Source organism: Oxalobacteraceae bacterium OTU3CINTB1 (assembly GCA_024123955.1).
In the GTDB taxonomy this organism is placed as follows: Bacteria; Pseudomonadota; Gammaproteobacteria; order Burkholderiales; family Burkholderiaceae_D; genus Rugamonas.
Window position 1 is genome coordinate 5,846,366 of sequence record CP099652.1, and the last position, 22,403, is coordinate 5,868,768.

At 62.8% G+C, this 22,403-nt stretch carries 10 protein-coding genes; 5 read left to right on the plus strand and 5 right to left on the minus strand.

Translation table 11 applies throughout. The features are described from left to right. Window positions 1-217 precede the first annotated feature (217 nt). Together NHH73_25325 and NHH73_25330 are read left to right on the plus strand one after the other, a co-directional pair. Window positions 218-3,037 carry a TonB-dependent receptor gene (locus NHH73_25325; protein USX25857.1) on the plus strand — a complete coding sequence of 940 codons (2,820 nt, stop codon included), beginning with the start codon at window positions 218-220 and terminating at the stop codon, window positions 3,035-3,037. 269 nt (window positions 3,038-3,306) lie between these two features. Further along, the gene (locus NHH73_25330; GenBank protein ID USX25858.1) at window positions 3,307-6,180 is read left to right on the plus strand and encodes a TonB-dependent receptor; all 2,874 of its coding nucleotides are present in this window, start codon (window positions 3,307-3,309) and stop codon (window positions 6,178-6,180) included. Window positions 6,181-6,247: 67 nt separating this feature from the next. Here the strand turns inward: NHH73_25330 and NHH73_25335 are convergent, their stop codons facing one another. From NHH73_25335 to NHH73_25350, 4 genes are all read right to left on the minus strand, one after another. Then, window positions 6,248-8,944, minus strand: coding sequence for a TonB-dependent receptor (locus NHH73_25335; GenBank protein ID USX25859.1), 2,697 nt, complete (start codon window positions 8,942-8,944; stop codon window positions 6,248-6,250). Between the two features lie 277 nt (window positions 8,945-9,221). After that, window positions 9,222-10,232 (minus strand): type I glyceraldehyde-3-phosphate dehydrogenase, encoded by a 1,011-nt coding sequence (gene gap, locus NHH73_25340; GenBank protein ID USX25860.1) that lies wholly within the window; start codon window positions 10,230-10,232, stop codon window positions 9,222-9,224. A 49-nt stretch (window positions 10,233-10,281) separates the two neighbouring features. Then, complete coding sequence (gene tkt / locus NHH73_25345) at window positions 10,282-12,249, minus strand: transketolase (protein ID USX25861.1); 1,968 nt, start codon at window positions 12,247-12,249, stop codon at window positions 10,282-10,284. A 217-nt stretch (window positions 12,250-12,466) separates the two neighbouring features. Further along, window positions 12,467-15,493 carry a carboxypeptidase regulatory-like domain-containing protein gene (locus NHH73_25350; GenBank protein USX25862.1) on the minus strand — a complete coding sequence of 1,009 codons (3,027 nt, stop codon included), beginning with the start codon at window positions 15,491-15,493 and terminating at the stop codon, window positions 12,467-12,469. 549 nt (window positions 15,494-16,042) lie between these two features. On the opposite strand from NHH73_25350, the gene NHH73_25355 reads away from it, so the two are divergent. The 3 genes from NHH73_25355 to NHH73_25365 all read left to right on the plus strand — a co-directional run bounded on the left by NHH73_25355 (window position 16,043) and on the right by NHH73_25365 (window position 18,919). Beyond that, window positions 16,043-16,768: a 16S rRNA (uracil(1498)-N(3))-methyltransferase gene (locus NHH73_25355; GenBank protein USX25863.1), complete on the plus strand. Its 726-nt coding sequence runs from the start codon at window positions 16,043-16,045 to the stop codon at window positions 16,766-16,768. A gap of 168 nt (window positions 16,769-16,936) precedes the next feature. After that, entirely contained in the window at window positions 16,937-17,488 is a 552-nt protein-coding gene (locus tag NHH73_25360; GenBank protein USX25864.1) for a flavodoxin family protein, read from the plus strand. Window positions 17,489-17,635: 147 nt separating this feature from the next. Next, window positions 17,636-18,919, plus strand: coding sequence for an aspartyl/asparaginyl beta-hydroxylase domain-containing protein (locus tag NHH73_25365; GenBank protein ID USX25865.1), 1,284 nt, complete (start codon window positions 17,636-17,638; stop codon window positions 18,917-18,919). An 85-nt stretch (window positions 18,920-19,004) separates the two neighbouring features. Here NHH73_25365 and NHH73_25370 read toward each other — a convergent pair whose 3' ends face one another. Further along, window positions 19,005-21,902, minus strand: coding sequence for a TonB-dependent receptor (locus NHH73_25370; protein ID USX25866.1), 2,898 nt, complete (start codon window positions 21,900-21,902; stop codon window positions 19,005-19,007). Window positions 21,903-22,403: the final 501 nt, after the last annotated feature.

The window sequence follows — 22,403 nt, forward strand, 5'->3', positions numbered from 1 at the left end:
TTGAAATTGGCACGTAAAAGCCAAAAACGAGCTTAGCTCGCAGGGGAACTCCTCGACCACCACTCCTGTCTATTCAACGATGACATCACGTTGATAATCAAAAAGGAGTCGGATAATGACAACAGAAAGATTGCTCGCCCGCTCGGTCCGCATGATCTGCGCCAGCGGTGTGATATTCGGCGCGACTATCGCCGATGCCCAGGAATCTGCTGAATCTATGCAGAAAGTTCTGATTACCGGCTCACGCATCGCCTCCCCCGCCGCCGAATCGCCATCGCCATTGCAGATATTAAGCTCAGCCGATATAGCGGCATCCGGCGCAACAAATCTGCAAGAATTACTTCAAAAAAATCCGACCATGGGAACGCCCAGCGTCAGCAGAACCAATTCCAATTTCCTGACATCGAGCGCGGGTGTCACCACGGTCAATCTGCGCAATCTCGGCGATTCCCGTACCTTGGTCCTGGTGAATGGGCGGCGTTTTGTTTCCGGCGTACCCGGCGATACCGCTGTCGATCTCAATACTATTCCCACCGACTTTATCGAGCGGGTCGAGTTATTGACCGGCGGCGCCTCCGCCACCTACGGATCGGATGCGGTCGCCGGGGTGGTAAATATTATCTTGAAGAAAAACTTCAACGGCGTGCTGCTCGATTCGCTGGTGGGGCAAAGCGAGGAAGGCGACGACTACAGAAAGAAACTGGGATTGACTTTCGGTATCACCAGCGCCGACGGCGCGAGCAACCTGATGGGCCATTTCGGCTACTCCAAACAGGGCGAGGTCTTTTCGCGCGACCGCGAGCGTTCGGCCGTGGACCAGTTCTCGTCGATCACCCAGGGACGCCCCGACCTGGCGTTCGTGCCGCACCGGCCGAACTTTTCCGGCTATGCCCCCCAGGGCCACTTCTTCGGCGACGCTGAAGATTTCACTTATGACGCAAACAACAACATTATTCCCTGGAATCAAAATGGCGCGCCGGGCACAGGGGTCGGCGCCACCGGGTACAACCGTTCCGAGTACCGCCTGATCGCCGTGCCCATCGAGCGCTATCTGTTCGCCGCCAACGGCAACTGGGCCTTCAACCCCGACCATAGCGCGTTTTTCGAAGGCACCTATGCCTCCACCAGCGTTAATAGCAACATCGAACCGTTCGCGCTGGGATCGGACAATGTCTACAAGCCCGGCGGCCAGGTGCCCGCCGCCTCGCTGGTCAACGGCGCGCTGGTGCGCAATCCGCTGGTGCCGCAGTATTTGTACGACCGCATCAGCGACACCGATGGCGACGGCGTGCCCGACTACTTCTTCACCCGCCGCCTGTCGGAATTCGGCCCGCGCCGGTCCAACGTCGAGCGCGACACCTTTCGCCTGTCCACCGGACTCAAGGGGACGGTGCGCGACTGGAACTACGAGGCCTATCTGACCTACGGCAAGACCAAGGAAGCGCAAAGCTCCACCGGGCAGGTCAACGTCATGAGCCTGCGCAACGCGTTGGAGGCGGTCCCCGACGTCGACGGCACGCCGGTCTGCCGCGACGTCAACGCCCGCCAGGAGGGTTGCGTGCCGATCAACCTGTTCGGCTACAACAGCATCAGCCCCGACGCGCTGCGCTATGTGACCGCGCCGGGCTCGCTCCTGACCACCATCACGCAGCGGCTGGTCGGCGCCTCCGCCACCGGAGAGGTGCCGGGCCTGCCTGCCGGCCGCATCGGCATCGCCGCCGGCTTCGAATGGCGCTCGGAGGAATCGAGCGCCATTCCCGATCCGCTGACCCAGTCCGGCCTGAACGCCGGCAACGCCACGCCGCCCACCTTCGGCCAGTTCACCGTGCGCGAGGTGTTCGTCGAAACCCGCGTGCCCTTGCTGAAGGAGCGTCCCTGGGTGCGCGAGCTCAGCGCGCTGGCCACCTTCCGCCACGGCGACTATTCGACCGTCGGCGCCACCAACAGCTGGAACGCCGGCCTGGAATGGACCGTCACGCCGGACATCAAGCTGCGGGCGACGCGCGCGCAATCGACCCGGGCGCCCAACATCAACGAGCTGTACCAAGCGCCCAGCCAGGACTTCCCCACCGGACTGGTCGATCCGTGCCAAGGCGTGTCGGTCGGCGACGCCAGTCCGCTGGCGGTCAATTGCCGCAACGGGCCCGGTGTTGCCGCCAACATGGCGGCAAATGGCGGCATCTTCACGCTAAATCAAGCCGACCAGCAAGGCATCAGCGGCTATAACCGGGGCAACCCCAACCTCGAGGCCGAGACCGGCCGTTCGACCACGATCGGCCTGGTCGTCACGCCGCGCGCGATTCCGCTGCTGAGGCGCGCGGTGTTCACGCTGGATTACTTCAAGATCAAGATCGCCGACGCCATCGTCTTCACTGACCGCCAGTACGCGCTCGACCAGTGCTACAACCAGAACAACCCTGGCTTTTGCTCCTTCATCACGCGCCGCCCCGCCGCCGTGGGCAACCTCAGCGCCGGTTCGATCCGCTATAGCGACATCGCCGCCACCAACAGCGGCGGCTACGGCACCGAGGGCATCGACCTGACCGCCTCCTGGGCCGGGCGCGTCGGGCCCGGCAACCTGAGCGCCCGGCTGGCCCACACTTGGCTGCGCAAGCTGTGGCAACAGGCCACGCCGGACGCCGAGAAAAACCACGACGTCGCCGAGGTCACGGCCAACAATGTCAACGCGCCGCGCAACCGCGCGACCCTGAACCTGGCCTACAAATGGGGACCGTACGGCGCCAACTGGACCACCACCTACACCGGACCGGTGTCGCTGGACGACCAGTTCCTCAAAAGCCTGAGCATCGCGCCCGGCACGGTGGGCGTCGGCTCACGCACCTACAACGATGTCCAGCTCACTTATGACGTGCGCAAATCGGTGCAGCTCTACCTCGGCATCGACAACCTGTTCAACGCCAACCCGCCGCCGATCATCAGCGGCCTGCCCGGCAACCAGACCGGCACCGAAACCGATGCCTCGACCTACGACCCCATCGGCCGCCGTTTCTATGTCGGGCTGCGCGTCCAGCTGTAATATCGTTGCCAAAGTCAACTGTGTTGACGTGTTTGTGGCTGCACCACAACGGTGCAGCGCAACTATCATTTTGCTATTGTTGGTTTTTTGATTTTCTAGAGTGTTCGTATTTACAGTGCCAATAACGACTGAGTACAGTGGCTGGTCGAAAAAATAATGTTTCGACAATCAGACCACCAATCATAATACTCAGGGAGTTGCAAATGATGAAAGAGACCACACTATCCCGGTCCGTGCGCATGATCTGCGTCACCGGTCTGGCGTTAGGGATGCAAGCGGCCCATGCGCAGGAAGCCACATCCGAGCCGATCCAGAAAGTGCAAATCACCGGTTCGCGCATCTCGTCGCCGAACGCCGATTCGCCGTCGCCGCTGCAAATCCTCAGCTCGGCCGACATCGCCGCCTCCGGCGCCGTCAACCTGCAGGAACTGATGCAGAAGAACCCGACCATGGGCACCCCGACCCTGAGCCGCACCAACTCCAACTTCCTGACTTCAGGCGGCGGCGTGTCGACCGTCAACTTGCGCAACCTGGGCGACGCCCGCACCCTGGTGCTGGTCAACGGCCGCCGCTTCGTCTCCGGCGTGCCCGGCGACACCGCCGTCGACTTGAACACCATCCCGATCGACTTCATCGAACGGGTCGAGCTGCTGACCGGCGGCGCCTCGGCGACCTACGGTTCGGACGCCGTCGCCGGGGTCGTCAACATCATCCTCAAACGTAACTTCAACGGCATCCTGCTCGACGGCTCGGCCGGCCGCGCATGGGAGAAAAACGACGACCAGAAGCGCAAACTGGCGCTGACCTTCGGCACCAGCAGCGCCGACGGCGCCAGCAACATCATGGGCCACTTCGGCTATTCCAAGCAGGGCGCCGTGATGTCGAAAGACCGCGCCCGCCTGGGTGCGGCGGTCGACCAGACCTCGCTGGGTGCGAGCGATACGGGCGACGCACGGGACCTGTTCACGCCGCTGTCGCCGTTCTATTCCGGCACCGCGCCGCAGGGCCGCTTCTACCCGGCCGGCCAAAACAGCAGTTTCACGTACGACCGTAACGGCAACGTCATCCCATGGTCGACCAACGGCAGCGCCACCCAGGCTGCCACCGGCTTCAACCGTTCGGAATACCGCACCATCGCCGTGCCGACCGAGCGCTTCCTGTTCGCCACCAATGGCAACCTGAAAATCAACGACAACAACAACGCCTTCTTCGAAGGCACCTACGCGCAGACCAAGGTCGACACCAACATCGAGCCGTATCCGATGAGCTCGGGCGACATCTATAAAAACAACGGCGGCCGCGTGCCAGCCGAGACCCTGGTCGGCGGCCTCAAGGTCCGCAACCCGCTGGTGCCGCAATACCTGTTCGACCGCGCCGTCGACCAGGACGGCGACGGACTGAAGGACTACAACTTCAGCCGCCGCCTGGCCGAGTTCGGCCCGCGCCACAGCACCGTCGACCGCAGCACCTTGCGTCTGGCGACCGGCCTGAAGGGCAGCTTCCTGCCGGGCATGCTCAACGACTGGAGCTACGACGCCTTCGTCAGCTACGGCCGCACCACCGAATCGCAGAATTCCACTGGCCAGATCAACACCCTGACAGCGCGCTCCGCGCTCGAGGCCGTGCCGAACCCGGACGGCGGCGTCATGTGTGCCGATCCGGTCGCGCGCGCCCAGGGCTGCGTGCCGCTCAATGTGTTCGGCTTTAACACGATCACGCCGGAAGCGCTCAAGTACGTCACGGCGCCCGGCTCGCTGGCGACCGGCATCACGCAGAAGATCGCCGGCGGCACCATCAGCGGCGACGTCTTCGAACTGCCGGCCGGCAAGATCGGCGTGGCGGCGGGCTACGAATGGCGCAGCGAAGAGTCCAGCAGCGTGGCCGATCCGCTGACCCAGGCCGGCCTGAACGCCGGCAACGCGACGCCGCCGACCTACGGCAAGTTCAACGTGCGCGAAGTGTTCGTCGAAACCCGCGTGCCGCTGCTCAAGGACCAGTTCTACTCCAAGGCGCTGGACTTCCGCGGCTCGTTCCGCCACGGCGATTATTCGACCGTCGGCAGCACCAACAGCTGGAACGCCGGCCTGGAATGGGCGCCGGTGTCGGACGTCAAATTCCGCGCCACCCGCGCCGTCTCGACCCGCGCGCCCAACATCAACGAACTGTACCAGGCGCCCAGCCAGGACTTCCCGAGCGGCCTGGTCGATCCGTGCATCGGCGTGACCGCCACCGGCAGCGACCCGACCAGCGTGGCCTGCCGCGCCGCGCCGGGCGTGAGCGCCAACATCGCCGCCAATGGCGGCGTGTTCGCCCAATCGCAGTCGGACTTGCAGGGCATCAGCGGCTACAACCGCGGCAATCCGGAGCTGACCGCCGAGCAGGGCCGCTCGAGCACCATCGGCGTGGTCCTTACGCCGCGTTCGATCCCGGTGTTGAGCAAGTTCACCTTCACGGCGGACTACTTCAAGATCAAGATCTCCGACGCCATCGTCAGCACCCCGCGCCAGTATTCGCTGCAGCAATGCTACGGCGGCAACGCCAGCTATTGCAGCTTCATCACGCGCCGCCCGATCGCCGAGGGCGCGTACAACGCCGGCTCGATCAAGTACAGCGACACGGCGGTGTCGAACAGCGGCGGCAAGGGCACCGAGGGCATCGACTTGACCGCCTCGTGGGCCGACCGTGTCGGCCCGGGCCGTCTGGCGGTGCAAACCTCCTACACCTACCTGAAAACGCTGTGGGACGTTCCGCTGCAGGGCGAGGACAAGGACGAATCGGCGGGCGAGCTGGAGTCGCCGCGCAACAAGGCGGTGCTGGGCCTGGCGTACAAGTGGGGACCGGTCGGCATCAACACGACCACCACCTACACCGGCCGTTCGAAGCTGGACGACCAGTTCCTGAATACTTTCGACAATGGCAACGAAGCGCCGAAGATCGGTTCCTACACCACCACCGACTTCCAGGTAACGTATGACGTCAAGAAAGCCTTCCAGGTCTACTTCGGCATGGACAACGCGTTCGACCGCAAGCCGGCGCGCATCATCAGCGGCCTGCCGGGCAACACCACCGGCACGGAAACCGACGCCTCGGTCTACGATCCGATCGGCCGCCGCTACTACCTGGGCCTGCGCGTGACGTTGTAAGGCGCCGTCGCAGCCTCCGACAAAGCCTTCCCGGTTCGCGCCGGGAAGGCTTTTTTACTGCTGGCGGTTAGAACGCGTAACGCGCGTTGACATAGGCATAGCGGCCCACGACGTCGTTCAATCCCTGGACGAAGGTGTCGTTGTAGACGCTGTTCGAATACACCATCGCCTTGTCGAACACGTTGTTGACGCCGACGTTCACGCTCAGCTGCTTGCTGGCCTTGAGCGAGTAGTTCAGGTCCCACACCGTGTACGACGGAATGCGCGCGTTGGTGACCGCCGCGTCCTGGGTATAGGTCGGATCGGTGATGTTCAACGTGCCGGCGGCGGTGCGCGCCGTCAGGCCGACCTCGTGCGCGCCGAACTCATACGCGGTCAGGAACGAGTTGTTCCAGCGCGGATGGTAGGTGCCGCCCAGCCGGCTTTGCGTCGCCTCGCCGGGGGCGATGCTCTGGTCGTATTTGAAGGTATGGTTGTTGACCTCGTGGAAGTGCAGCGCGCCGTAGCCGCCCAGCGACAGGTCATACTTCACGTCCAGGTCGGCGCCGGCGATCTTGGTCTTGCCAAGATTGCTGAACGGCGTCGTGATGCTCTTGATGCGGCCTTTGTTCAGCCCGGGATGGGCGGCCTCCAGCGCCGGATTGCGCGGGTCGCGGCCGATCAGCGCGGCGTAACCGGGAATGCTGTCCTCGTGGTCGACGATGTACTGCGGGTCGAGCGCCTGGATCGTGTCGCGCTGGTCGATGCTGTACCAGTCGAGCGACATCGACAGGTTTTTCACCGGCTGCAAAACAATCCCGAGCGAATAGTTGTTGGCCTTTTCCGCCTTCAAATCGGGATTGCCCTGCAGGTAGATTTTCGGGCTGTAGGAACACTGCGCGCCGACGTAGCCCAGCGGCCCGCAACGGGCGTAGTCCGCCACGGTATTATAGGCGGTGGTGGTCGAACCGATCTCCGGCAAGGTCGGCGCCTTGAACGAGGTGGTGGCCGAACCGCGCAGCAGCACCGCGTCCGTCGGCCGCCAGGCCAGCGCCACCTTCGGATTCCAGCTGGTGCCGAAATCATTGTAACGGTCGCCCCGCAGCGCCAACTGGGCATCGAGCTTGGACAGCACCGGCACGGCCAGCTCGCCGTACACCGAATAGACGCTGCGCGAGGCCTTGCTGCTCGTGGCGCCGTAATCGACCACATTGCCCAGCAAGGTCTGCGGATCGGCGACATCGTCGATCGATTCATGGCTGGCCTGCGCGCCCCAGGCGAAGCCGACCGGACGCCCCTGCAGCGAGAACAACTCGGCCTTGCTCATTTTCCATTCGGCCATTTCCAGCTTGGAGGTGGCGCTATGGTGCATGTTGTAGAGCATCGGCGAGACCACGCTCATCGGATTGGCCGGGTTGAATGGATCGTAGCCGCCGCTGCCCATGATGCCATCGTTGAGCAGCCGGGTCGACGCGTCCAGCAGCACGGCGTTGGTGGTGTCGTCGTCGAGCTTGCTGCGGTTCAGGTTGACGGCGAATTCGCTGTCCCAGCCCTGCAGGGTTCCGCGCCAGCCGCCCACCACGCGCGCGGTGTCGTTCTTGATGGTCTCGATTTTATGGCCGGCCTCGGTGATCGCGTGAAATACCTGCAAGCGGTCGCCGGGCGTGAAACCGTAGGTGGTATCGGTGGGGCCCGGCAGCGCCAGCACGCCCGGATTGGTGGTGCCGTCGGTCGGCACCAGCTGCGCGCTGCTAAAGCCTGGATAACCTTGCTCATAGGTCGACTTGTTATGGTTAAAACCGAGCTCGGCGAACAGCTCGTCGCCACCGCCCAGTCGCTTGGTGACGATGGTCGACACCCCGACCCGCTCGATGCGCGGCGTCAGCTGGCCGCGCGGCGTGGTGAAGCAAACCTGGTCCAGCGTACCGGCCGCGATCCCCACCGTGCCCCTGCAACCTGGAATGACATAACCCGGCTCGCCGTTGTCGTAGTCGCGCACATACCCCTGGAACTGGCTCGTCGTGTGTTTATCGGTGCCACCGAAGCGGGTGTAGTCGGGATTGGCCAACGCCGAATGTTTGTCGTCGTAGAGCGAATTGCGCTTGAGCGCGTCGACGGTCATCAGGACGTTGTAGCCGTCCTGGTCGAGGTCGCCCCAGCCCTTGGTCAGGCTGGCGTTGAAGGTCGAGCCGTCGCCCTTGACGTTGGCGCCGAGGTTGCCGCTCACCTCCATGCCCTGGTAGTTGCTGCGGGTCTTGAAGTTGATCACCCCGGCCACCGCGTCCGAGCCGTAGATGGCCGAGGCGCCGTCTCGCAGGATCTCGACGCTCTCGAGCGCCGCCAGCGGGATATTGTTCAGATCGACGAAGCTGTTCTCGGCGCCGTTGGCGAAGCCATAGTTGGCCAGGCGCCGGCCATTGAGAAGAATTAACGTGTACTTCGCGTCCAGCCCGCGCAAGGCCACCGAGCTGGCGCCGCCGGCAAACGAGTTGTAGCTGTTGCCATCTAGCGCGACACCCACCGACGGCAGCTTGCTCAGCATTTCAACCACGGTGCTGGCGCCGCTTTTCTGGATATCCTCGCGGGTGATGATTTCCACCGGGGTCGCGCCCTCGCCGGCGATGCGAGCGATGTTGGAACCGGTGATGATGACCTTCGGCGGCTCGGCGGCGGCGCCCGCCACGGCGGTCTGCGCGTGGGCGGTCGACAACAGCACCGTAACGCCGGCCAGCGCCCCCAGTGCGAGGCGGACGGACAAAACTCCCTGCTTTTCTTTTAAGCTCATTCAATAACTCCCGATGATTGGCGACAGTCGCGGTTCGACTGCATGACGAACGCCGGCCAGCTTGTCGCGGGCCGACGGTCCAGTCTCGCATGAGCGCGTTTCATGGGTGAAGGGTGTGGCCGGGCGGATTTGTATCAAAATTTACAAATCGCACTTTTTACAACAGTGAGCGATTACTAACCTTTCCTATGCGTTAGGAATGGCCGCAATTTCGGCGCACGAAACAAAAAAGCCCTCCCGGCTCGCGCCGGGAGGGCTTTCTATTGAATGAAACGAATTACTTCGCGGTCATCAGCGCCACGGTGGTGTCCAGCATGCGGTTCGAGAAGCCCCACTCGTTGTCGTACCACGATGATACCTTGACCAGACGGCCCGACACTTTGGTCAGGGTCGAGTCGAAGTTCGACGACGCCGGGTTATGGTTGAAGTCGATCGAGACCAGCGGTTCGGTCTGGTAGGTCAGCACTTCCTTCAGGGCGCCTTCGGAGGCGGCCTTCATCAGCGCGTTGACTTCTTCGACGGTCGTGTCGCGCTTGGCGATGAACGACAGGTCGACCAGCGAAACGTTGATGGTCGGCACGCGGATCGCGAAGCCGTCCAGTTTGCCGTTCAGCTCAGGCAGCACCAGGCCGACCGCGGCGGCGGCGCCGGTCTTGGTCGGGATCATGCTCATCGTGGCCGAACGGGCGCGGCGCAGGTCTTCGTGCATCACGTCCGACAGCACCTGGTCGTTGGTGTAGGCGTGCACGGTGGTCATCAGGCCGGTTTCCAGGCCGATGGCGTCGTTCAGCGGCTTGACCAGCGGGGCCAGGCAGTTGGTGGTGCAGGAGGCGTTCGAGATGACGGTGTCGGTCGACTTCAGCACGTTCTGGTTGACGCCGTAGACGATGGTGGCGTCGACGTCCTTGCCGCCCGGTGCCGAGATGATGACTTTCTTGGCGCCGCCCTTCAGGTGGGCCGAAGCCTTTTCCTTGGTGGTGAAGAAGCCGGTGCACTCGAGCACCACGTCCACGCCCAGGTCGCCCCATGGAATTTCAGCCGGGTTGCGCTGCGCGAACACGCGGATCACGTCGCCATTGACGATCATGTTGTCGCCGTCAACTTCCACCGTGCCAGGGAACTTGCCGTGGGCGGTGTCGTAGCGGGTCAGGTGGGCGTTCGACTTGGCGTCGCCCAGGTCGTTGATCGCCACGATCTGGATGTCTTGCTTCTTGCCACCTTCGTAGAAAGCGCGCAATACATTGCGGCCGATACGGCCATAGCCGTTGATTGCAACTTTGATCGTCATACTCTGCTCCTGATTAAAAAAATAAGGTAGTCCGGTCTGCAATTATAGATTATGCAATGACCAGTTTGACTTTCGCCACGACGTTTTCCACCGTGAAGCCGAAATGCTTGAACAGCACGCCCGCCGGGGCCGATTCACCGAAGGTATCGATACCGACCACGGCGCCTTCCAGGCCGACATATTTGTACCAGAAATCGGTCACGCCGGCTTCGATGGCCACACGCGGTATGCCCTTGGTCAACACGGCTGCCTTGTAGGCGGCGTCCTGGCGGTCGAACACGTCGGTCGACGGCATCGACACCACGCGCGCGGTGATGCCTTCGGCCTTGAGCGCGGAGGCGGCGGCGACGGCCAGCTCGACTTCCGAACCGGTGGCGATCAGGGTCACTTTGGCGTCGGCCGCTTCGCTCAGCACGTAGCCGCCACGGGCGACGTCGGCGATCTGCTCGGCGCTGCGCTCCTGGTACGGCAGGTTCTGGCGCGAGAAGATCAGGGTCGACGGGCCGTTCTTGCGCTTGACCGCCTCGCCCCACGCCACCGCCGATTCGACGGTGTCGCACGGACGCCAGTTGTCCAGGTTGGGGATCAGGCGCATCGACGAGATGTGCTCGACCGACTGGTGGGTCGGGCCGTCTTCGCCCAGGCCGATCGAGTCGTGGGTGAACACGAAGATCGAACGCAGCTTCATCAGCGCGGCCATGCGCAGCGCGTTGCGGCTGTAGTCGGAGAAGGTCAGGAAGGTCGCGCCGAACGGGATGAAACCACCGTGCAGGGTGATGCCGTTCATGATCGCGCTCATGCCGAATTCGCGCACGCCGTAGTTGACGTGGTTGCCGGGCTTGCCCGAACGGACGGCGATCGATTCCTTCCAGTTGGTCAGGTTCGAGCTGGTCAGGTCGGCCGAGCCGCCCAGGAATTCCGGCAGCACCGGCGCCAGCGCCTGGATGGCGTTCTGGCTGGCCTTGCGGGTGGCGATGTTTTCCTTTTTCTCCACGCACGAGGCGATGGCGGCGGCCAGCGCGCCGTCGAAGGCGGCCGGCAGTTCGCCGTTCATGCGGCGGGTCAGCTCGGCCGCTTCGGCCGGGAACTGGGCGGTGTACTCGGCGAACTTCGCGTTCCATTCGGACTCGACCTTGGCGCCGGACGCTTTCGCGTCCCACGCCGTGTACAGCTCGGCCGGGATCTCGAACGGCACCGACGTCCAGACCAGGTGTTCGCGCACGGCGGCGATTTCCTTGTCGCCCAGCGCGGCGCCGTGGACCTTGTCGCCGCCCTGCAGGTTCGGCGAACCCTTGCCGATGATGGTTTTGCAGCAGATCAGGGTCGGCTTGTCCGAGGTCTTGGCGGCGGCGATCGCGGCCGACACGGCGCCCACGTCATGGCCGTCGACCGCGCGGATGACGTTCCAGCCGTAGGCTTCGAAGCGGCCCGGGGTGTCGTCGGTGAACCAGCCTTCGACCTTGCCGTCGATCGAGATGCCGTTGTCGTCGTACAGGGCGATCAGCTTGTTCAGGCCCAGGGTGCCGGCCAGCGCGCACACCTCGTGCGAGATGCCTTCCATAAGGCAGCCGTCGCCGACGAAGGCGTACGTGTAGTGATCGACGACTTCCACGCCCGGCTTGTTGAATTCGCTGGCCAGCAGGTATTCGGACAGCGCCATGCCGACCGCGTTGGCCAGGCCCTGGCCCAGCGGACCGGTGGTCGTTTCCACACCAGGCGTGACGTCCACTTCCGGGTGGCCGGGGGTCTTCGAGTGCATCTGGCGGAACGCCTTGATGTCGTCCATCGTCACCGCGTAACCGGAGAGGTGCAACAGCGCGTAGTGCAGCATCGAGCCGTGGCCGTTCGACAACAGGAAGCGGTCGCGATTCGCCCATTTCGGGTTGGCCGGGTTGTGGCTGTAATGGCCACTCCACAGCGCAACGGCGATCTCGGCCATGCCCATCGGCATGCCTGGGTGGCCGGAATTGGCCTTCTGGACGGCGTCCATTGCAAGCGCGCGGATCGCGTTAGCCATTTGGGTGTGCGGGAGCGTAGTGTTCATGGTGTAAGTAAGTGCGGGAGGTTTGGAATCCTGGAGCTGCCAACTGCCGTGCTGCTGAACGCAGTATTCTACCAGAGCCCACCCCGGCGGCCTAAAATTGGCGGATTTGCAACGGCCCAAACGCCAAATGCCGCCCGGTCGTCAACCGGGCGGCATTATCAAACCAACAAGCAGAGGTTTGGAACTTGTTTTAGAACTTGTAGCTGTACTCGGCGGTCAGCTTGACCGAGCGCGGCGCGGTATAGCTGATCACGTTGCCGTACAGGGCGTTCGGACCCCGCCCGGTGTTGTACGACTCGGTCTGGTTCTGGGCGGTCTTGCGGTCGAAGACGTTGAAGACGTCGGCGCGCAGGATCAAGCCTTTCAGGAAACTCGGGCTATAGGCCAGGTTCAGGTCGAGGCGGGTGTCCCAGGGCATGCGGCCCCGGCTGCCGCGCGCCGCCGCCTGGTCGTTACAGAAGAAGAACTCCGAACCGTAGCCGGTGGCGTCGTTTTTGGCGATGTAGTACGAATCGGGCAAGTTGCCGATGCAGTTTTTGGGCCGTCCCGAAGCGAGCAGCAGGTTGCCGCCGACGGTGAACTGGTCGGTGAACTGGTAGAACCCGTAGGCCTTTATCTGGTGCTTGCGGTCGTTCGGCAGCAAGCCGTCCGAGTTCAGCGACAACTCCGGATAGTCGAACACCGCTGTGGTCGAGACGTCGGCCTGGCCCGAATCGGAACGGGTCTGGCCTTCGGTGTTGCCCTTGTTGCGCGACAAGGTGTAGTTGATCTTGCCGTACCAGCCGTTGCGCAGCGGGTGTTCGGCGAACAGGTCCAGCGCCGCGTAGCTGCGCTTGACTTCGGGATAGCCCAGCTCGGCCGCCGTCAGGTGCACCGGCGTCAGCTTGGAACCGTCGCCGGCGTAATCGACCAGGAAGTCGTTGTCCTTGCCCGGATTGAACAGCGCGCAATTGAACACGAAGTTGTTCTCGATACCATTATCGGCCGCGTACTTGTCGAACGGACGCTGGTCGCAGAAGTCGTCGATGGTCGATTTCAGTTTGCGGTACGTGACTTTGGCGCCGAAGTTCAGGCTGGGCGAGTAGGCCCGCTCGAAGCCCAGGATCAGCTCGTCCTGGTACAGCGAGTCCATGTTCTGGGCGGCCACGCCGCGCGGGTCCTTCGACTGGCCGAACTCGTTGTTGGCCGAGTACAGCGCGCCCAGCGCGCGCAGACCGGTCGGCGCGCCGGTGGCCGGATCGACCCCCGTGTAGGTATAGAACTCCGACGTGTTGAGCGAGGCGCCGGCAGCGCGCACGGCGACGTTGGTCGGCATTTGCAGATGGTAGCGGCCGGCGTTGGCGAACACCTTGAGCGACGAGTCGCCGAACGCGTCCCAGGTGGCGCCGAAGCGCGGCGCCAATTGGTGGCGCATCGACACGTAAGGCTGGCCGTCGCCGTTGTAGTTGGTGAACTGCTCGTTGCGCAGGCCGGCCTTGAGGATGATCTTGGCGGTTGCCTGCCAGGTGTCCTCGATGTACTGGGCGTCCTGGTCGACCGAGGGTGTCGACACGCCCGACGACAGCACCCGGCTGACGTAGTAACCCTGGCTGCCGAAGCCGCCGTTGGTGGCCGGCGCCGGGATGGCCGAGTTGATCGGCACGTTCGGGTCCTTGGCGAAGGCGTAGACCCAGGTGCCGCCGCCGGCGCGGCTGTTGCCGGCCTTCGAGCTGATCTTGTTCTGGTCGGCGCCGAGGCGGATGGTGTGGTCCCCCACCTTGTACTGCAGGTTCAGGTTCATCACCTTCTGCTCGTCGAAGGCGCCCGGCGCCAGGATGTTGCCGGTGGTGGTCTGCGGGCTGTTGTAGCTGAAGCCGGGGATGCGCGCCGTTTCCGGCGCGGTGACCTGGAACATGGTCGGGTTATAGCCGACCGGATCGTACACGTGCTCGGTCCGGCTTTTGCCCACCATGGCCGTTAAGGTCACGTCGTCGGACAGGTTGCCGGTGTAGTTGAGGATCTTGATCTCGGCGCCGACGCGGGCGGCCACCGGCGTCGGGCCATAGCTTTCGTAGTGGGCGCCGCCGGTCTTGGCGCCATGCGCCAGGGTGTTGTAGTCGTAGCTGTAGTAGGTGCGGTCCGACTTCGGATCGTCGTTGATGTAGGTCCCTTCCAGGCGGTGGTTGTCGTTGATGTTCCAGTCGACCTTGACCAGGCCGCGATTGATGGTGTCGCGCCGCTCCTCCCAGCCGGTGTTGAGCGCCGTGCTGTCGGCGTTGGCGCGGCTGTTGTCGATGTCGGTCTTGGTGCGCTCGATATTGGCGTACAAGAACAGCGTGTCCTTGATGATCGGGCCGCTGACATAGACGTTGGCGATGGTGTTGTCGCGGGTGTTGTCCTGGTTATACCGGTACAGTTTGCCGTCGGTCGCCAGGCCGTTGTTGCCGTAATAGATGTTCTTTTCGGTCGCGCGCAACGAGTTCGGCTCGATGCTGACGCTGCCGCCCGCCTCCCAGGTGTTGGTGCCGCTCTTGGTCGAGATGTTGATCACGCCGCCGGTCGAACGGCCGAATTCGGCGCCGAAGCCGCCGGTGAGGATTTGCGCGCCGCCGATGGCGCCGAACGGCAGTTCGGAGGTGCCGACCTGGAAAAGCACGTTGGTGACGGGGAAGCCGTTGATATAGAAGGCGTTTTCGGATGCGGCCGAACCGCCGAAGCTCGGCGCGTTGCCGTCGCCGTAGCGCGAGTCGCCGCGCGTGGTGTTGGGCGCGAGCTGGATGATCGACGCCACCGACGGCGTGATCGGCAGCTTGGCCAGCTCGCTGGCGGTAAACGACACGCCGCTGTTGGTGTTGGAAATGTCGATGCGGCTGCGGCGGCCGGTCACCTGCACCGCCTGCACGGCGCCGGTGAAGGAAGCGTTGACGCCCTGGCCGATTTGCACCTCGACTTCATTGCTGCCGACCACTTTGCCGTCGCGCACCAACTGGACCGTGTAGCGGCCCACCGGCAACGCGGTAAGCTGGTAGCGCCCACCCGCTTCCGGTAGCGCCGTCCGCTTTAAGCCGGTTTGCTTGTTCTCCACCACGATCGAGGCGCCGGACGGCGATTCGACCTGGCCGAAAATATTACCCGAGGCGTTGGATTGCGCCATCGCCGGCTGGGTCACCGCCACCGTCAACGCCGCCGTGCCGAAGGCGATCGACAGCGCATTCACTAAGACTGTTTTCCTGAACATGTGTTTTCCCGATTAAGAAGATTTGCCTTGTGGGCACCATTGCCCGTTGTCTCTCTGACGGAGATCTGTTTACCAATAATCACAGTTCGTGAAATTTCACGGCCTGCGCAACCGATAACACCATGGACAGAATTGCACTGTCAATGAAGGCACTTTCATAATGCAAGAAAACAACGAGATGACTAAAAAACAGGCAAATCCAAACGAATTGTATACAGTATCCAATAATATTACTTTACGATGGAGCCACACATTCCCCCTACAATAAATGCCAGTTACATTTTTTATTCAGCCTAAAATGCCATTATCGATATTAAGTTTTATATTTAAGACCTTTTCAGAATTTTAGTTAAAGCGTGAAAACGTCGTTCACGCCAACTTCCCATCTTGGTGCGGATTTTAATCACGAACCCGACCTTTGCACAAATATCGCGCCACCTCGCACCACAATCGCGCCAATTTTGTAACTTCCAGTCATAACCATAAGTAAGTCACCAAGACGCTTGCACAGCGATTAAAATTGTCGGTCACCACCGACCGGACTTTTGCATGCCCCGCTTTCACATTCCCCAGCCGCTGGCCGTCGGCCAGCTCGTCACCCTGCCCGACACCGTGGCACATCACATCCAGGTGCTGCGGCTGGCCCAGGGCGAGCTGATCACGCTGTTCAACGGCGAAGGGGGCGAATACAGCGCCTCCTTGGTTCAGATCGAACGCCGCAGCGCCACCGTCGAGATCAAGGCCCACCATGCGCGCGACGTCGAACTGCCGTTCGCCGTCACCCTGGCGCAGGCGCTGCCGGAAGGGACCAAGATGGACTGGATCATCGAGAAGGCCATCGAGCTGGGCGTGTCGGGCTTCCAGCCGCTCGCGGCGCAGCGCTGCGTGGTGCGCCTGTCGGCCGAGCGCGCGGAAAAAAAGATGGGGCACTGGCGCGGCATCATCGAATCGGCGTCCGAGCAGAGCGGGCGCAACCGGCTGGCCCGGCTGGCCCGGCTGCAGGACTACAAGCAATGGATCACGCAGCAGGACATGCACCGCCGCATCATCCTGACGCCGCGCGCGCAGCAGTCGCTGCCGGACTGGGCGCGCCACCAGGGAGCGCAGGCGGTCACGCTGGTGATCGGCCCCGAGGGCGGCCTGAGCGAGCAGGAGGAAGAACTGGCGCTGCGTCACGGCGCGCTGCCGCTGTCGATGGGCCCGCGCATCCTGCGCACCGAGACGGCGGCGCTGGCGGCCGTCGGCGCGCTGAGCGCGATCTGGGGCGGGATGTAGTTACACGCCGCACACGTAGGGCGGATTAGCGCGCAGCGCGTAATTTGCCAAGCGCCGCCAAGCGCCGCCAGCAGCGCCTGCCCTCCCCCTACCTTCGGGTTAGTATTGTCGAACCGCCATCCGTGCTCTACTCTATAGATTCCACACACTTTCTATTGAAGAGGCCACATGAGCAAAATCGTCATCGTCTATCACTCCGGTTATGGACATACCAAACGTGTCGCCGAGTACGTCAGTGAGGGCGCCGGTGGCGAACTGCTGGCCATCGACGCCGAGGGCAACCTGCCCGACGGCGCCTGGGAAACGCTGGCGGCGGCCGACGCCATCATCTTCGGCACGCCGACCTATATGGGCGGCCCGAGCTGGCAGTTCAAGAAATTCGCCGACGCCAGCTCCAAGGTCTGGTTCGGCAGCGGCTGGAAGGACAAGGTCTTCGGCGGCTTCACCAACAGCGCCAGCTTCAGCGGCGACAAGCAAAACACCCTGGTCTACCTGAACACGCTCGCTTCGCAGCACGGCGGCATCTGGGTCAGCCTGGGCATGCTGCCGTCGAACACCAAGGCCGCCCAGCGCACCGACCTCAACAACATCGGCGGCTCGGTCGGTGCCATGGCGCAGTCGCCGTCGGACGCCGGTGTCGATGAAATCCCGCAAGGCGACCTCGACACCGCCAAGGCCTACGGCGCGCGCGTCGCCGCCATCGCCGCGCGCCTGAAATAAGCGCGCGACCGCAGCCACAACTCCCCGCGAAAACCCGCGCGCGCCGCCAGGCCGCGCGGGTTTTTTTGTCGGCGCGCCCCGGCAGGCACGCTATAATTTTTCTTCTGGCAACCGCCAGTTTCCACCATAAAAGAAAAGAGTCCGTTCATGGCTGACCCCGAAATCGCGATCCTGGAAGCCGCCGCCATCCAGGCCGCCAAAGCCGGCAAGGAAGAAGACGCCGCCCGCCTGTGGGCGCGCGTGCTGGAGCTGGCGCCGGCCCATCCGCTGGCGCTCGCCGCGCTGGGCAAGCGCGCCTTCCGCTACGGCGACCACGCCACCGCCCGCCTTGCGTTCGAGCGCCTGGTGCAGGCCACCCCGGACGATCCGCAAGCCTGGATCAACCTGGCGCTGGCCTGCCAGGCGCAAAAGGACGAAGCGGCCGAGCAGACCGCGATCCACAACGCCCTGGTGGCCGACCCTTCCAATATGGTGGCGCTGATCCTGCGCGCCAACCTGCTCGAGCGCCAAGGCAAGACCCACCAGTCGGCGTCGGTCTACGGCGCAGTGACCCAGGTCGCCCCGCCGCTGGAGCAGCTCGACCCGGGCATGCGCGACGCGGTCGAGCACGCGAGGAAATACGTCGGCGACTACCAGGCCGGCTACGGCCGCTTCCTCGATCAGTTCCTCGAGCAGCAATACCAGCGCCACGCCGGCGAAGACCTGCGCCGCTTCCGCGAATCGGTCGACATCATGGTCGGGCGCAAGCGCCGCTACGAGTCCGAGTCGATGCTGTACCACTACCCGGGCCTGGTGCCGACGCCGTTCCTGGCGCGCGCCGACTTCCCGTGGCTCGACGCGATCGAGGCCGGCACCGACACCATCCGCGACGAGTTCCTGGCGGTGCTGCAACAGGAGGACGGCTTCACGCCCTACCTGACCTACGCCGACGACGTGCCGCACAACCAGTTCGCAGAGTTGAACAACTCACCGCGCTGGAGCGCCTTCCATTTAATCAAGGACGGCGCGCCGGTCGCGGCGAACGCTGCGCAATGTCCGCGCACCATGGCCCTGCTGGGCGGGGCGCCGCAGCCCGAGCAGGCCGGGCGCACGCCAACCGCGATGTTCTCGCTGCTCAAGCCCAAGACCCGCATCCCGCCGCACGTGGGCGTGAGCAATGCGCGCCTGGTGACCCACCTGCCGCTGATCGTGCCGCCCGGTTGCGGCTTCCGCGTGGCCAACGAGACGCGCCAGTGGGTGCCGGGCCAGGCATGGGTGTTCGACGACACCATCGAGCACGAGGCGTGGAACGACAGCGACAAGCTGCGCGTGGTGCTGATCTTCGACATCTGGCACCCGCACCTGTCGCCGGCCGAGCGCGACATGATCAGCGCCATGACCGTGGCCATGAACGCGTTCCAGCAGGGTGGCGATCCGGTCGACTATTCGTAGGCAGCGCCGGCGCCAACGGCGCCGGCATAAAAAAAAGGCGCTCAGCCGAAGCTGAGCGCCTTTGTCACATCCGGATCCGATCGGCTTAGAAGCGCGCGGTCAGGTTCATGTAGATGTAACGGCCCATCGAGTCATACACCTGTGGGTAGGTGTTGCCGTTGGCGAAGCCGGCGGCGGCGGTCACGTTGGTCGACACGATCGGTGGATCTTTATCGAGCAAGTTGTTCACGCCGAAGCTCAGACTGATCTTCTTGGTGATTGGATACTGAACGTTCAGATCCAGGTAGTTGCGTGCGTCGATGTGATCTTCGATCGATGCCGGGATGTTATCTGGCGAGGCAGCCAGCAATTCGCTCGAGTTCAAGCCTTCCTGCTTGGTGCCCTTGATGTAACGCCAGGTCGCCGACAGATCGAAGTTCCAAGGCGTCGCCCAGGTGGTGCGGAACTTGTGACGCCATTTCGGAGTCGGAGTGCCGCAGGTCGCGCCGAAGTAACCAGCGCAATCGTAATCGCCCAAGCCTGGAACGTTCTCCGTGGTCGATTTATGGGTATAGGTGCCGTTCAGGTTGAAGCTGAGCGAACCCGCGGTACCCAGACGCATGACGTAGCTGGAGACCAGATCGATACCCGAGGTGGCGACCTTGCCAATGTTGGCGTTGGTGGCAACGATGAAGCCGGCTGGGCCGCCAGTGCCCTGCAACGTGCCGGCCGCGTCGCGTTTGACCAGATTACAGAATACCGGCGTGCCGACTTCCAAACACTGGTTCAGAGCGATGGTCGGATCGACCGTGCTGATCGTGTCCTCGATCTTGATGTTGAAGTAATCGACGGCGACAGTCAGGTCTTTGACCGGGGTCAACACGATACCAGCGGTGTAGGTCGTGCCGCGTTCAGGCGACAGCTTTGGATTGCCGCCGGTTTGGCTCGAGTACTGGTTTGCCGGATTTCTCTCCAGGTTGCCGTACTGTGCGGCGGTGACGCCGGTGCGTGCGCACTGCGCCGCGGTGGCGGTAGGACCGTCTTTCGAACCGAAGGCGCCCAGACCGGCGCACGGGTCGTTGGACGGGCCGTTGTTGCCGACCGTTTGCGGGTTGAACAGTTCCGGAATGGTGGCCGCGCGTACCGCACGCTGGTAGCTGCCGCGCACGCGCAGCGTTTCGACCGGAGCCCAGTCGACACCGGCGCCGTAGGTGTTGGCGGTGTGGTCGGTGCTGTATTCGGAACGACGGAACGAACCGTTCACATCCAGCGACTTGGCCAGGAATTTGTTTTCGAACAATGGCAGGCGGAATTCGCCGAACACTTCCTTGACCGAGTAACCGTCGGTCAGCGGTGGCGAGGCGCCGCCCGAACCGGCCAGATCGCCCGACAGCGAGGTTTCATCCGGCGAGAACACCAGCTTCTCGGCACGGCGCTCGGCGCCGAACGACACACCGACGCCAGCGCTCGACCATGGGCTCTTGATGCCGTATACACCCAGATCGGCGCCGATGTTACCGCCGTAGATCAGTTGCTGGGTGTAGCCGGTGATGATGCCCGAAGTGCTCAGGTAAGCCAATTGCTCAGCGGTGATCGGACCACCGAACAGGTTGTACGGTACGCACTTGTCGTCGGCGCCGCTGACCTTCGAGGCGCAAGTGGCCACGCCATTGACGTTGACCACGTCAAACGCGCGCGCGGTGCGCTGGACCGAGAAGTAGTTGCTGTTTTTCTCGCTGTGGCTGACGCGGCCGTATTGGCCGAAGACGTCATAGCTCCAGTTGCCGAGCTCGCCCTTGACGCCAATCAATTCGCGGAACGAGGTGTCATTGATGGAGTTGATCCGTGGACCGCCCTCGATGTTACGCTTGCCGATGGTGGCCTGGACGCTCGCTGCCGAGTCCAAGCCCAGCGCGGTTCTCCAGGCTGGGGTCAGCATCGGGTTGTCGGAACGGATGGTGACCGAGGTAGGATAGAAGATACCACCCGGAGCGACTTGCGCATCGGTCGAATAATTGTGGAACGCGAACTGCTGGTAGACCTGGAGCTTGTCGGTGATGTCGAAGTGCGCGATGGCGTTGAAGCCGTAGACTTTCGATGGACGCTGCAGATAGTTCGACGGACCGAAGTTGTACACGTCGGCGGAGGTGTACGGCTTCACGCCGCCCTTGCCGTCGTTGGTAAAGCCGTTGCCGCTGACGCGGATGCGGCCGCTGGCCTGCGTGCCCGAACCGGAGCAAGCGAATCCGTCTTCGCTGCCCGCCAGCGCGCACGAGGTGAAGTCGCGCGCCGATTGCAGCACGGCGTCGGTTTCCTTGTAATTGAAGAACAGCGTGGCGTTACCGCGGTTGTCGGCGAAGTTACCACCGATCAAAATACTGGCATCCTTGGTCTTGCCGTCGAACTTGGCATCGCCCGGCAGCGCGAAGTTGCGGTCCGACACGGCCTTGGCCACGCCATTGCCCTGCTGGTGGTTGTAACCGGACAGGTTGGCCTGTACTTCGACGCCTTCGAAATTGTCGCGCAGGATGAAGTTGACCACACCGGCCACGGCGCCGGCGCCGTAGACCGCACCGGCACCGCCGGTCAGCACTTCGACGCGCTTGATCAGGGCAGCGGGAATTTCGTTCAGATCGGGAGCGGAATCCTGCACGCTACCGGCAGGCAGGCGCTTGCCGTTGACCAGCACCAGCGTGCGGTCCGAACCGAGGTTACGCAAGTTGACCGTCGCGGTACCGGTCGCGCCGTTCGACACGGCAGCACCCTGGCCGGCGAACACCTGCGGCAGGTTGTTGAGGATGTCTTCCGTGTTGCGCACGCCGTCGACCTTGATGTCCTTGGCGCTCACCACCGTGATCGGGCTCGATCCTTCGGTGTTGAGGGTCGGGATGCGCGAACCGGTCACTTCCACTTTTTGCATCGGTTCGGCCGCGTTCTGCGCGGACGCGACATGCGCACCCAACGCGATACCGCCGATGAACATCACGCGGATCGAGCGAGACAATACTGTTTCCTTGATCATTATATTGAATTCCCTTGGTGTGTTTATTAGACGTTTCACTGCATCTTTTGAACGACGAGTAAAACGACCCTCTTCTTTTATAAGCTCATCGGAAGTTTTGATAAAACCACCCGATTGCTGCCCTGCTCTTTCAAAACTTGTTGTTACCGGTGGCGAAGTCCGGGAATGGATCATGGGCGAAATAATCCAGAACTTTGCCGCCATTCATAAAAACATAGCACCTCGACCATTGTCAATAAACCTGATGGCCGGTCCGGTCGGCGGAGAGGGTATCAATACGTGACGCACCATTTTGGGGCGCGGGGTTGGGCGACCATCTCCCCCACCGCAATGATATTAATTTGACATTATTTTTATTTGTCTCGTCTTGACAACAAGATGCACCGGAATCGGGAGAAATCTTTTCAGTTCAACATTTTCCATGTACTCCATGACAACAATCTTCGCCTGAAAAAACAACAAAAAGACAACATGGCCATGCTT

Bases quoted from the DNA above. Each gene is read 5' to 3' on its own strand.
- NHH73_25325 (USX25857.1), top strand. From the start codon at position 218: ATGCAGAAAGTTCTGATTACCGGCTCACGCATCGCCTCCCCCGCCGCC.
- NHH73_25330 (USX25858.1), top strand. From the start codon at position 3,307: ATGCAAGCGGCCCATGCGCAGGAAGCCACATCCGAGCCGATCCAGAAA.
- NHH73_25335 (USX25859.1), bottom strand. From the start codon at position 8,944: ATGAGCTTAAAAGAAAAGCAGGGAGTTTTGTCCGTCCGCCTCGCACTG.
- gap (USX25860.1), bottom strand. From the start codon at position 10,232: ATGACGATCAAAGTTGCAATCAACGGCTATGGCCGTATCGGCCGCAAT.
- tkt (USX25861.1), bottom strand. From the start codon at position 12,249: ATGGCTAACGCGATCCGCGCGCTTGCAATGGACGCCGTCCAGAAGGCC.
- NHH73_25350 (USX25862.1), bottom strand. From the start codon at position 15,493: ATGTTCAGGAAAACAGTCTTAGTGAATGCGCTGTCGATCGCCTTCGGC.
- NHH73_25355 (USX25863.1), top strand. From the start codon at position 16,043: ATGCCCCGCTTTCACATTCCCCAGCCGCTGGCCGTCGGCCAGCTCGTC.
- NHH73_25360 (USX25864.1), top strand. From the start codon at position 16,937: ATGAGCAAAATCGTCATCGTCTATCACTCCGGTTATGGACATACCAAA.
- NHH73_25365 (USX25865.1), top strand. From the start codon at position 17,636: ATGGCTGACCCCGAAATCGCGATCCTGGAAGCCGCCGCCATCCAGGCC.